The sequence below is a fragment of the Micromonospora sp. KC207 genome (assembly GCF_004348615.1).
Taxonomy (GTDB): Bacteria; Actinomycetota; Actinomycetes; order Mycobacteriales; family Micromonosporaceae; genus Micromonospora.
In genome coordinates, this window is record NZ_SMKJ01000196.1 from 1 (window position 1) to 13,717 (window position 13,717).

Here is a 13,717-nt window from a genome sequence, read left to right on the forward strand (position 1 = left end):
CCACAACACCATCTACGCCGAAGTCCACCTCCCCGACACCACCACCAACCACCGCTACACCCTCCACCCCATCCTCCTCGACGCCGCCCTGCACACCCTCCTGCTCGGCCGGGAAGCCGGGCGGGACGGCGGGTCCAACCGTCCGGTGCTGCCGTTCCACTTCAGCGGTGTCACCCTCTACGCCGCCGGCCACTCCGTGCTGCGGGTGCGCATCTCGCCAGCCGGTCGGGACGCCGTCGCACTGACCATCGCCGATCCGGCCGGGCTTCCCATCGCCACCATCGACTCCCTGATCACCCGGCCGGCGGCCGAGGTCGACCACCCCGGCCGCGACGCGCTGTTCCGGCTGGACTGGATACCCGCCCCGGAGATGAGCCCGGCCACCGTCGATCCGGTCACGCTGACCGTTCCTGCGGCGACCGATCCGGTCGACGTCCCGGCACACGTCCACGCGGTCACCGCCGGAGTGCTCACGTCGGTACGCGACTGGCTGTCGCTCGGCGAGACCGTGGGCTCCTCCCAACTCGCCGTGCTCACGTCCGGCGCGGTGGCGGCCCGCCCCGGCGACCGGGTGGACCTCGCGGCCACGGCGGTGTGGAGCCTGGTACGCGCCGCCGAAGCCGAGCACCCGGGCCGGTTCCTGCTCATCGACGGCGACGGGCGGGACATCTCGCCGGCTCAGGTACGTGCCGCCCTGGCCACCGGCCGCCGGGAGGTTGCGATTCGGGAAACCGAGCTGCTGGTCCCACGGCTGGCTGCGGCGCCCGCGAACGGCGCCGCTTCCGGCTGGGACCCGGCGGGTACCGTGCTGATCACCGGCGGTACCGGTGGGCTCGGCGCGCTGCTCGCCCGGCATCTGGTCACCGACCACGGGGTGCGTCACCTGCTGCTGACCGGGCGGCGTGGACCGGCAACGCCCGGGGCCGCCGAACTGCGCGACACGCTCGCCGCGCTTGGCGCCGACGTCCAGCTCGCGGCCTGCGACGTCGCCGATCGGGATGATCTGCGGCAGCTCCTCGCCGCCATCCCGGAGCGGCATCCGCTGGTCGCCGTGGTGCACGCCGCGGGCGTGGCGGACAACGGACTGGTCGAGGCGATGACGGCCGACCGGCTGGCCGCCGTGCTGCGCCCCAAGGTGGATGGCGCCTGGCACCTGCACGAGCTGACCCGCGACCGGGATCTCGGCGGGTTCGTGCTGTTCTCCTCGGCCGCCGGCCTGGCCCTCGGCGCCGGGCAGGCGAACTACGCGGCGGCCAACGGCTTCCTGGACGGGCTGGCGCGGTACCGCCGGGCGGCCGGCCTTCCCGCGGTCTCCCTGGCCTGGGGACCGTGGGACACCACCGCCGGTGGGATGACCGGCGAGCTGGACCAAGCCGGGCTGCTTCGCCTGCGTCGGCTGGGCACCCCGCCGCTCTCGCCAGAGCGCGGGCTCGCCCTGTTCGACCTCGCGATGGGGTTACCGGACGCGACCGTCGTACCGCTGCTGCTGGATCTGCCGGCGTTGCGCGCCAGCGAGGAGGCCCCGCCGCTGCTGCGTGACCTGGCCGGCCCGCCGGCACCCCACCGGCCGGCGGCCATCGCCGCCGCCCTGCCGGGGCAGCTCGCCGCGCTGCCGGACGCCGAGCGCGACGACTTTCTGCTCGGCGTGGTGTGCGCCCGGGTCGCCGCGGTGCTCGGCCACCCGTCCGCGAACGCGATAGCCCCGACCAGCGCGCTGCAGGACCTGGGGTTCGACTCGCTGGCCGCGGTCGAGCTGCGCAACCAGCTCGGCGCGCTGACCGGGCAGACCTTGCCGGCCACCCTGGCCTTCGATCATCCGACGCCCGCGGCGCTCGCCCGCGAGCTGCGGGCCCGGCTCGATCCGGGTCAACTCGACCCCACCCGGCCGGCGCTCGCCGAGATCGAGCGCCTCGGCGGGACGCTGGCCGCCCTGGCCGCGACCCCGGTGGACCGGACCAAGATCACCACTCGGCTGGAGGCGCTGTTGCACCGCTGGCGCGCCGTCGACCCGCCGGACCGCGAACCGGTCCTGCTGAACGCGGCCAGCGACGAGGAGCTCTTCCAGGTACTCGACAACGAGCTGGGCATCTCATGAGCGAGCCCAGCGAGCGAATCAGAAAAATCAGCGAGCCGACCAGCACCGAGGACCGGCTCCGCGACTACCTGCGCCGGGCCACCGCCGACCTGCGGGAGGCGAAGCAGCGGCTGCGGGACAGCGAGGCCGACGCCACCGAACCGATAGCGATCATCGGTATGGCTTGCCGCTATCCGGGCGGGGTCGGCTCGCCGGCGGAGCTGTGGGATCTGCTGGTCGCCGAGCGGGACGCGATCGGCGAGTTCCCCGCCGACCGGGGCTGGGACCTGGCCAGCATCTACCATCCGGATCCCGAGCAGCCCGGCCGCAGCTACGTGCGGCACGGCGGGTTCCTCTACGACGCGGCGGAATTCGACGCGGACTTCTTTGGGATCAGCCCGCGCGATGCCCGCCGGGCCGACCCGCAGCAGCGGATCCTGCTGGAGGTCGCGTGGGAGGCGGTGGAGCGGGCCGGCATCGACCCGGCCGCCCTGCGCGGCACCCCCACCGGCGTGTACGCCGGCCTGATGTACCACGACTACCTGCTCGGCAGCCCGGGTGGCAGTCTGGTCTCCGGCCAGGTCGCGTACAGCCTGGGCCTGGAAGGGCCGGCGGTCACCGTGGACACCGCCTGCTCCTCGTCGCTGGTCGCCATCCACCTGGCCGGCCAGGCACTGCGGCGCGGCGACGCCACGCTGGCGCTGGCCGGTGGGGTCACCGTGATGGCCACCCCGGAGATGTTCGTCGAGTTCAGCCGGCAGCGCGGGCTCGCCCCGGACGGCCGCTGCAAGTCGTTCTCCGGCGACGCCGACGGAACCGCCTGGTCGGAGGGGGCCGGTGTGCTGGTGCTGGCCCGGCTCTCGGACGCGTTGCGGGCCGGGTATCCGGTGCTGGCGGTGATCCGTGGTTCCGCGGTCAACCAGGACGGGGCGAGCAACGGGTTCACCGCCCCGAACGGCCCGTCCCAGGTTCGGGTCATCGAGCGGGCGCTCGCCGCCGCCGGTCTCGTGCCGTCCGATGTGGATGCTGTGGAGGCGCATGGCACCGGCACCGCGCTGGGTGACCCGATCGAGGCGCAGGCGGTCATCGCGGCGTACGGCGAGCGGCCCCCGGACCGCCCACTGTGGCTTGGTTCGGTCAAGTCGAACCTGGGCCACTCGCAGGCCGCCGCGGGGGTCGCCGGAGTGATCAAAATGGTGCTGGCGATGCGGCACGGCCGGCTACCCCGGTCCCTGCACGCCGACCGGCCGACCCCGCACGTCGACTGGTCCGCCGGCACGGTCCAGTTGCTGCACGCGGCCCGGGACTGGCCGGAGCCCGGCCGGCCGCGCCGCGCGGCGGTCTCCTCCTTCGGGATCAGCGGCACGAACGCCCACGTGATCCTGGAGCAGGCGCCCGCCCCGGCACCGGTCACCGGCTCCGCGCCGGTCACCGGCCCTGCCGTGGTGCCGCTGGTGCTGTCCGCCCGGTCGCCGGTGGCGCTGGCCGAGTCGGCCCACCGGCTCGCCACCCACCTGGCCACCCACCCGGACGAGCGACTGGTCGACATCGGGTACACGCTGGCCGGCCGGTCGGCGGCCGAGCACCGGGCCGTGGTCCTCGGCACCGACCGGGCCGAGCTGCTGGCCGGGCTACGCGACCTGGCCGCCGGACGGGCCTGCGCGGGGACCGTCACCGGGTACGCCGACCTGCGCGGGCGTACCGTGTTCGTGTTCCCCGGGCAGGGGTCGCAGTGGGCCGGCATGGCGACCCGGCTGCTCGCCGAGTCCCCGGTCTTCGCGGCGCGGATCGCCGAGTGCGAGCGGGCCCTGGCCCCGTTCGTGGACTGGTCGCTGACCGCGGTGCTGCGTGGCGAACCGGGTGCCCCGCCGGCCGCCCGGGTGGACGTGGTGCAGCCGACGCTGTGGGCGGTGATGGTGGCGCTGGCCGCCGCCTGGTCCGCCTACGGCATCGTGCCCGACGCGGTGATCGGCCACTCCCAGGGCGAGATCGCCGCGGCCTGCGTGGCCGGCGCGCTCTCGCTGGACGGCGGAGCCCGGGTGGTCGCCCTGCGCAGCCGGGCGATCGGCGACGTGCTCGCCGGCCGGGGCGGCATGCTCTCGGTGGGCCTCCCCGCCGAGCAGATCCGCCCCCGGCTGGCCGGCTGGCCCGACCGGATCTGGGTGGCCGCCGACAACGGCGCCGCGTCGGTGGTGCTGTCCGGCGACGGCGCGGCGCTCGACGCGCTCGAGGCCGAGCTGACCGCTGCGGGGGTGGAGCGGGTCAAGCGGGTACCGGTGGACTACGCCTCACACTGCGCTCAGGTCGAGGAAATCCGCGACCGGCTGCTCACCGATCTGGCCCCGGTCGAGCCGGGCGCCGGGACGGTACCGATGATGTCCACCGTCACCGGCGAGTGGGTCGACGGGACTGCCCTGGACGCCGGCTACTGGTTCACCAACCTGCGCCAGCCGGTCGCGTTCGCTCCGGTGGTGGGGGCCCTCGCCGCCGCCAGTCATGTCCGGTTCGTCGAGGTGAGCCCGCATCCGGTGCTGGTGCTGAGCATGCAGGAGACGCTGGAGCGGGTGGACCTGCCGGCGGTGGTGACCGGAACGCTGCGCCGTGGCGAGGGCGGGCTCGACCGGTTGGCCGCGTCCGCCGCCGAACTCTACGTCCGGGGAGCCACCCCGGACTGGTCCGCCTTCTGCCCCGGTGGTCGTCGGACCGAGCTGCCCACCTACCCGTTCCACCGCCGGCGCTACTGGTTGGACCCGACCCCGCCGGCCCCGGAGAGCCGGCCGGAGGGCAGGGTGGACGGCGGATTCTGGCAGGACGTGCGGCGCGGCGACGCCGAGGCGCTCGGTGCCCGGCTGCGCCTGGACGCCGGACGGCTGGCCCCGGTGCTACCGGCCCTCGCCAGCTGGCACGCCGATCAGGTGCGCGACGCGGCCGTGGACCGTTGCCGGTACCGGTTGGTTTGGCGCCCGCTGCCCGACCCGCCGCCGCGTATCCACACTGGCACCTGGCTGCTCGTCGCGCCGCCGGACGCCCCGCTGGCCGGGATCCTCACCGACCGGCTGGCCGCCCACGGCGCCACCGTGCGGTACGCCGAACTGGACGGCACCGGCCGGGCCGCGCTCGCCGAACGGATCCGGGCCGCGCTCGCCGACCGTACCCCCGCCGGTGTCCTCTCCCTGGCCGCCCTGCCGGGCCCGGCACGGCCGGCGCCGAATGCGCTGCCCGGCCCGGACCGGCCGGTGCCGGGCGGGGCAGCCGGCGTGCCCGGCCGGGACGCGCCGGCCGTGCTCGTCGACGCGGCGGTGCCGCCGCCGCTGTCGGGCACCGTTCTGCTGGTGCAGGCGCTCGCGGACGCCGGCGTGACCGCCCCGCTGTGGTGCCTGACCGCGGGTGCGGCCGGGGTCGAGCACGACGCCGACGTCGACCCGGAGGCCCGTTCGGTCTGGGGCATGGGGACGGTGCTCGCCCTCGATCGGCCGGACACCTGGGGTGGCTTGATCGATTTGCCCACGCCGCTCGACGCGCGGGCCGCGGACCGGGTCTGCGCCGTGCTGGCCAACCCGGACGGCGAGGACCAGCTCGCCATCCGCCCATCCGGACTGCTGGCCCGGCGGCTGGTGCGGGCACCCGCTCCGGCTCCGGCTCCGGCTCCGGCCAGATCCTGGCGGCCGCGCGGCACCATCCTGGTCACCGGTGGTACCGGCGCGGTCGGTGCCCACCTGGCCCGGTGGCTTGCCCGGGCGGGCGCCGAGCACCTGGTGCTGACCAGCCGGCGCGGGCCGGCCACCGACGGGGCCACCGAGCTCTCGGCCGAGCTAGCCGCGCTCGGCGCCAAGGTGACCATCACCGCCTGCGACGTGGGCGACGCCGCCGCACTGCGCGCGCTGCTCGACGGGCTCGCTGGCGGGCCACCGCTGACTGCCGTGCTGCACGCGGCCGGGGTGCTACCCGAGGAGACCCCGTTGGCCGACCTTTCTCCGGCCGAGTTGTCCGCGACCATCCGGAGCAAGGTGGCCGGCGCGGTGCACCTGGACCAGCTGCTCGCCGACTATCCACTGGAAGCGTTCGTGCTGTTCTCCTCGGGCGCGGCGATCTGGGGCAGCGCCGGGCGGCCGGGGTACGCGGCCGGCAACGCGTTCCTCGACGGGCTGGCCGAACGCCGCCGGGCCCGCGGGTACCCCGCCACCTGCGTCGCCTGGGGATCGTGGGGCGGTGGCGGCATGGTCGACGAGGCCGCCGGGGAGCAGCTGCGCCGGCTCGGGCTGGGCGCGCTGGACCCGGCGCTGGCCGTCGAGGCGCTGGTCCAGGCGGTGGGCCGGGACGAGAGCGGGCTGGTAATCGCGGACATCGACTGGGCCCGGTTCACCCCGGTCTACACGCTGGCCCGGCACCGGCCGCTGCTACGGGATCTGCCGGACGCCCGCGCGGCACTGGACCGGGAGGCCGGGCCCGGAGCGTCCGCCGAAGCCGCGGACGCGGCACCGCTGGCGGCGCGGCTGGCCGGCCTGACCCCGGCCGAACGGTCCCGGGCACTGCTCACGCTCGTACGCGAGCAGGCGGCGGTGGTGCTCGGGCACGAAGAAGCGGCGGCGGTCGCCCCGGAGCGGGCGTTCAAGGAACTCGGCTTCGACTCGGTGTCCGCGGTCGACCTGCGTAACCGGCTCAGCACCGCGACCGGGCTGAAGCTGCCGGCCGCCGTCGCCTTCGACCACGCCAGTCCACGGGCACTCGCCGAATACCTGGGTACCCGGCTCGGCGGCGGCCCACCGGAACCCCCGCTGCCCGTCCTGCTGGATCAGCTCGAAGCGCTGGTGGCCGGGCTGCCCGCCGCCGAGATCGAGCGCTGTGCCCTGCCCGCCCGGCTGCAAGCGCTGGCGAACGCGGTACACGGGGCACTTGCCGGTACCGGTGGGCGGGCGGGCATCGAGGAGTTGCTCGATGGGGCGACCGCCGACGACGTACTCGACATTCTCGACCAACAGCTGGGATCCGACCGGGTGACGAGGAGCTCGAATGGCTGACGACGAACGGCTTCTCGGATACCTGAAGCGGGCCACCGTGGAGCTGCACCAAACCCGTGACCGGCTGCGCGAGCTGGAGAGCGCCGACCGGGAGCCGCTGGCCATCGTCGCGATGAGCTGCCGCTACCCGGGTGGCGCCGACACCCCGGAGCAGCTGTGGCGGCTGGTCGCCGAGGGCGTGGACGCGATCGGGCCGTTTCCCACCGACCGTGGCTGGCCGACCGGCGTCCGCTACGACGCCGACCCCGACCGCCCGGGCACCAGCTACGTGCGGACCGGTGGCTTCCTGCCGGACGCCGCCGGGTTCGACGCGGGCCTGTTCGGCATCTCGCCCCGCGAGGCGGTCACCATGGACCCGCAGCAGCGGCTGGTGCTGCACCTGGCCTGGGAGGCGTTCGAGCGGGCCGGGGTCCCACCCCGCTCGCTGCGCACCGCGCCGGTCGGCGTGTTCATCGGCAGCGGTGCCCAGGACTACTACGACAACCTGGCGCCGGCCGCCGCCGAGCTGATCGACGACTACCTGAGTACAGGCAACGCCGCATCGGTCATCTCCGGCCGGGTCGCCTACGCGTTCGGCCTGGAAGGGCCGGCGCTGACCGTGGACACCGCCTGCTCCTCCTCGCTGGTCGCGATCCACCTGGCCGGGCAGGCGCTGCGGCGGCGCGAGTGCACGCTGGCACTGGCCGGCGGCGTGATGGTGATGAGCGCGCCCGGACCGTTCGTGGCGTTCAGCCGGCAGCGCGGGCTGGCTCCGGACGGCCGGTGCAAGTCGTTCTCGGCGGCCGCGGACGGGACCGGCTGGTCCGAAGGCGCCGGCCTGCTGCTGCTGGAACGCCTGGGCGACGCCCGGCGCAACGGACATCCGGTGCTGGCGGTGATCCGCGGCTCCGCGGTCAACTCCGACGGCGCCTCCAACGGGCTGACCGCGCCGAACGGCCCGGCCCAGCAGCGGGTGATCCGCCGGGCACTGGCCGACGCCGGCCTCACCGCGGGCGACATCGACGCGGTGGAGGCGCACGGCACCGGTACCACGCTGGGCGACCCGATCGAGGCGCAAGCGCTGCTCGACACGTACGGGCAGGGCCGCCCCGCGGACCGTCCACTGTGGCTCGGCTCGGTCAAGTCGAACCTCGGGCACGCTCAGGCCGCCGCCGGGGTGTGCGGAGTCATCAAGATGGTGCAGGCCATCCGGCACGGGCAGCTGCCCCGGACGCTACACATCATTGAGCCGTCCGACCAGGTGGACTGGTCGGCCGGCGCGGTCCGGCCGCTCGTCGAGGCGCGCGAGTGGCCCGGCCACCCGCGCCGGGCCGGGGTGTCCTCGTTCGGGGTCAGCGGCACCAACGCGCACCTCATCCTGGAGCAGTCGACCGAGCCGGCTGCCGTGGCCGAGCCGGCTGCCGTGGCCGAGCCGGCTGCCGTGGCCGAGCCGGCCGGCGAGGCCCGGGTGGTGACCGGGCCGGTGCCGTGGCCGGTCACCGGGGCGACGGCGGAGGCGCTGCGCGCCCAGGCCGGTCGGCTGGCCGCGTACCTGGCCGCGGAGCCGGCGACCGCCACCACCGACCTGGGCTACTCGCTGGCCACCACCCGATCGCCGCTGGCTCATCGCGCGGTGGTGCTGGTGGACCGGCCGGCCGACGGGCCGCGCGCGCTGGCCGCGCTGGCCACCGGCATGCCCGATCCGGCTGTGCTGCGGGGTACCGCCGGCGAAGGGCTCACCGCGCTGCTCCTGTCCGGGCAGGGCGCGCAGCGGGCCGGCATGGGGCGCGGGCTGTACGCCGCCTTCCCCGCCTTCGCGGTCGCCTTCGACGAGGTGTGCGCCGGCTTCCACCTGGACCACCCGCTGTCCGAGGCCATCGGCCGTTCCGAGCTGCTGGACGGCACCGGGTACGCCCAGCCCGCGCTCTTCGCGGTGCAGGTCGCGCTGGCCCGGCTGCTGGAGAGCTGGGGCATCGTGCCGGATCTGGTGCTCGGGCACTCGCTGGGCGAGCTGACTGCGGCGCACCTGGCCGGCGTGCTCTCCCTGGCCGACGCGTGCACCCTGGTCGCCGAGCGGGCCCGGCTGATGGCGGCGCTGCCACCCGGCGGCGCGATGGTGGCCCTCGCCGCCACCGAGGACGAGATCCGCCCGCTGCTGACCGACCGGGTGGGCCTGGCCGCGGTCAACGGCCCGAACGCTGTCGTCGTCTCCGGCGACGCGGACGCGGTGACCGAACTCGCCGCCCGGTTCCCGACCAGCACCAGGCTGCGCGTCTCGCACGCGTTCCACTCGCACCGGATGGAGCCGATGCTGGCCGAGTTCGGCCGGGTCGCCGAGGGGCTGGCCTACGCCGAGCCAGCCGTACCGGTGGTGTCCAATGTGACCGGTGTGGTGGCCACCGCGGGAGAGCTGCGTACCGGGGCGTACTGGGTACGGCAGGTGCGCGAGACGGTCCGGTTCCGGGACGGGATCGAGGCGCTGCGGGCCGCCGGGGTGACCCGGTTCGTCGAGGTCGGCCCGGACGGGGTGCTCACCGCGCTCGCCCGGGAGTGCCTCGCCGGCGCGCCCGAACCGGCGGTGCTGACCCCGATGCTACGCCGCGACCGCCCCGAACCGGACACCGTGCTGGCCGCCTTGGCCCAGCTGCACGTCACCGGCGCCGACGCCGACTGGGAAGGCGTCTTCGCCGGCCGGCCCGCCCGCCGGGTGGCCCTGCCCACGTACCCGTTCCAGAGCCGGCGCTACTGGCTGCGGGCGCGCGGCGGCGACGTCAGCGGCGCCGGCCTGGACCCGGCCGGGCATCCGCTGCTGGGTGCCGCCATCACCCTGGCCGGCACCGAGGGCACCGTGCTGACCGGCCAGCTGTCGGTGCACCAGCAGCCCTGGCTCGCCGACCACGCGCTCGCCGGGGTACCGACGCTGCCCGGGACCGCGCTGCTCGAGTTGGCCCTGCGCGCCGGCGCTCAGGTCGGCTGCGGTCGGGTCGAGGAGCTGACCCTGCACCAGCCGGTGCGGCTGCCGGCCGGGGGAGCCGTGCAAACCCAGGTCACCGTCGAGGCGGCCGACCCGACCGGCGGGCGCGCGATCGGCGTCTACACCCGCCCGGCCGACGCCGACCGGGACGAGCCGTGGACCCGGCACGCCACCGGCACAGCGCGCCCGCTTACCGGCGAACCCGGCACCGACCTCGCCCAGTGGCCGCCCGCCGGGGCCCGGCTCATCCCGCTGGACGGGCTCTACCCCGAGCTCGCCGCGGCAGGTCTCGACTACGGGCCCGCCTTCCAGGCGCTGGGCTCGGCGTGGCAGCGGGGTGAAGAGATCTTCGCGGAGGTACGGCTGCCCGACGGCGCGACCGGCCCCGGCGACCGGTACACCCTGCACCCGATCGCTTTGGACGCCGCCACGCACGCGCTGACCCGTTCCGACGGCGGTGGCACCGGGCAGGTTCCGTTCTCCTGGACCGGGGTGGAGCCGCACGGAACCGGTACCCCGCCGGCCCGGGTCCGGTTCACCCCGACCGGGGCCGATCGGTGGGCGGTGACCGTCGCGGATGCCGCCGGCGCGCCGGTCGCCTCGATCGACACCGTTGTCTTCCGGCCGGTCGCCCCGGTCTCCGCGGCCGCCCCGCTGTACCGCGTCGCCTGGCAGCGGATCCCGACCGGTGGCGGCACGGCACCGGTGGCGGCGGAGCTGCTGGAGGTGACCGGTGGGCTCGACCCGGCCACGGTTCGGGCCGCCGGCCACCGGGCCCTGCACGCGGTGCAGGACTGGCTGGCCCGGCCGGGTACCGGCACACTGGTCGTGGTCACCCGGGGTGCCGTGCCGGCCGGCGATGCGGAGGTGACCGACCTGGCCGCCGCCGCGGTCTGGGGGCTGCTGCGCTCCGCCCAGGCCGAGCACCCGGACCGGTTCGTGCTGCTCGACGCGGACCATCCGGCGCGGGTACCGGAGCTGCTGGCGGAGCTGCTGGCGACCGGCGAGCCGCAGCTCGCGCTTCGGGACGGCCAGTTCTACGCCCCCCGGATCCGCCGGGTCACCACCACCGAGGTCGCCCCGCCCCGGTTCGCGCCGGACGGCACCGTGCTGGTCACCGGCGCGTCGGGTGCGCTGGGCGGCGAACTCGCCCGGCACCTGGTCACCGGCTGGCAGGTGCGACGCCTGCTGCTGGTCGGACACCGGGACACCGCCCGGCTGAGCGAGCTGGCCGGGGAGCTGAGCGGCCTGGGCGCCCACGTCGGGGTGACGACCTGCGACCTGGCCGACCGCGCGGCGGTGGCCCGGCTGCTCACCGAGGTACCCGCCGCGCATCCGCTCACCGCCGTCGTACACGCCGCCGGGGTGCTGGACGACGGGGTGCTCACCGCGCTGACCCCGCAGCGGCTGGACGCGGTTCTCGGCCCGAAGGCGGCCGGCGCGCTGCACCTGCACGAGCTGACCGCCGGGCTGTCCGCGTTCGTGCTCTGCTCCTCGGTCTCCGGCCTGCTGGGCGGCCCCGGGCAGGGTAACTACGCGGCGGCGAACAGCGTGCTCGACGCGCTCGCCGAGCACCGCCGGGCTCAGGGCCTGCCGGCCCAGTCGCTCGCCTGGGGACTGTGGTCCGCCGGCATGGGCGAGGGTGGTGCCGGCGGGCACCTCGCCGGTCTCAGCGGCATCGAGCCGCTGTCCATTGCGGAAGGTCTGGCCCTGTTCGACGCGGCGCTGGGCAGCACCGAGGCGACGGTGCTGCCGGTGCGGCTGGACCTGGACGCGCTGCGTTCCACCGTCCGGGAACTGCCCCGGCCGTTGTACGAGCTGGCCGGCCGGCGCGGCGCGGCGGCCCGGCCCAGTGGTGGGTTCACCGGCTTCGCCGGGCCGGATCGCGCGGGTGCCCTGCTGCACCTGGTGCGTACCTCCGTGGCCGGCGTGCTCGGCCACGGATCGGCCGCCGAGGTGCCCCCGGACGCCCAGTTCCAGCAGCTCGGTTTCGACTCGCTGACCGCCATCGAGCTGCGCAACGCGCTGAACGCGGCGACCGGCCTACGGCTGCCGGCCACCCTGACCTTCGACTACCCGACCGCCGCCGCCCTCGCCGCGCACCTGGCCGTCGAGCTAGCCGCCGCCGGTCCCGCCACCGTCGAGGAGCGCCGGCCAGCCCGCCGGAGCGCCGAGCCGATCGCCATCGTCGGCATGGCGTGCCGGCTGCCCGGCGGCGTACGTAGCCCGGCGGACCTCTGGCGGCTGGTCGCGGACGGCGTCGACGCGATCGGCGAATTCCCCACCGACCGGGGTTGGAACCTGGCGGCCCTGCACGACCCGGCCGGCCGCCGACCCGGCACCAGTTACGTACGCCACGGTGGCTTCCTCTACGACGCCGGCGACTTCGACCCCGGCTTCTTCGGAGTCCCACCCCGCGAGGCGGCCATGCTCGACCCCCAGCAACGGCTGCTGCTGGAGGTCTCCTGGGAGGCTCTGGAGCGCGCCGGCATCGACCCCGCCACCCTGCGCGGCAGCCTGACCGGGGTGTACGCCGGCGTGCAGTTCCACGACTACGTGGGCAGCAACAGCACCGGCTCGATCGTCACCGGCCGGATCGCGTATACCCTCGGGCTGGAGGGGCCGGCGGTGAGTGTGGATACCGCGTGCTCGTCGTCGTTGGTCGCGTTGCACTGGGCGGCGCACGCGCTCCGGCAGGGGGAGTGTGATCTGGCGCTGGCCGGTGGGGTAGCGGTGATGGCCACCCCGGAGACGTTCGTGGAGTTCAGCCGGCAGGGCGGCCTCGCCCGGGATGGCCGGTGCAAGGCGTTCGCCGCGGACGCGGACGGAACCGCCTGGTCCGAGGGCGCCGGGATGCTGGTGCTGGAGCCGCTGTCCGCGGCGCGCCGCAACGGCCACCCGGTCCTCGCCGTGCTGCGCGGCAGCGCGGTCAACCAGGACGGCACCTCCAACGGGCTGACCGCGCCGAACGGCTTGGCCCAACAGCGGGTGATCCGCCGGGCGCTGGCCGACGCCGGCCTCACCGCAGCCGATGTGGACGCTGTCGAGGCGCACGGCACCGGCACCCGACTCGGCGACCAGATCGAGGCGCAGGCGCTGCTGGCGACGTACGGCCAGGAGTGCGAGCGTCCGCTGTGGCTCGGATCGGTGAAGTCGAACCTGGGCCACACCCAGGCCGCAGCCGGGGTGACCGGCGTGATCAAAATGGTCCTCGCCATGCGGCACGGCGAACTGCCGCGCACCCTGCACGTCAACAGCCCATCGGCGGAGGTGGACTGGTCGTCCAGCGCGGTGCGCCTGCTGACCGAGCCGGTCGACTGGCCCGAGCACGGGGACCCCCGTCGCGCCGGGATCTCCTCGTTCGGGGTCAGTGGCACCAACGCCCACGTCATCATCGAGCAGGTGCCTGAGCCCGTTCCGGCGGGGCGGCCGGCTGTGGTGGGCACGTTGCCGTGGGTGGTGTCGGGGCGTAGTGCGGGGGCGTTGCGGGCTCAGGCGGAGCGGTTGCTCGATTTCCTGGACGAGGAGCCGGACCGGGACCTGCGGGATGTGGGTTTTTCGTTGGCTACTGGGCGTTCGGTGTTTGAGCATCGGGCTGTGGTGTGTGGTGCCAGCCGGTCGGATTTTTTGCGTGGTTTGACGGCGGTGGTTGATGGCGAGTCTGTGTCGGGT

The 13,717-nt window shown here is 75.3% G+C and carries 3 protein-coding genes; all 3 read left to right on the forward strand.

What is annotated here, in order from left to right; translation table 11 throughout:
• A partial coding sequence (locus E1258_RS22210) for a type I polyketide synthase (protein WP_132404512.1) occupies positions 1-2,095 on the forward strand: 2,095 nt, incomplete at its 5' end.
• Positions 2,096-2,163: 68 nt separating this feature from the next.
• Positions 2,164-7,092, forward strand: a complete 4,929-nt coding sequence (locus E1258_RS22215) for a type I polyketide synthase (protein WP_371688659.1) — start codon at positions 2,164-2,166, stop codon at positions 7,090-7,092.
• Positions 7,085-13,717 (forward strand): type I polyketide synthase (locus tag E1258_RS22220; protein WP_132404516.1); only part of this gene is annotated, 6,633 nt, incomplete at its 3' end. The genes E1258_RS22215 and E1258_RS22220, both read left to right, overlap by 8 nt.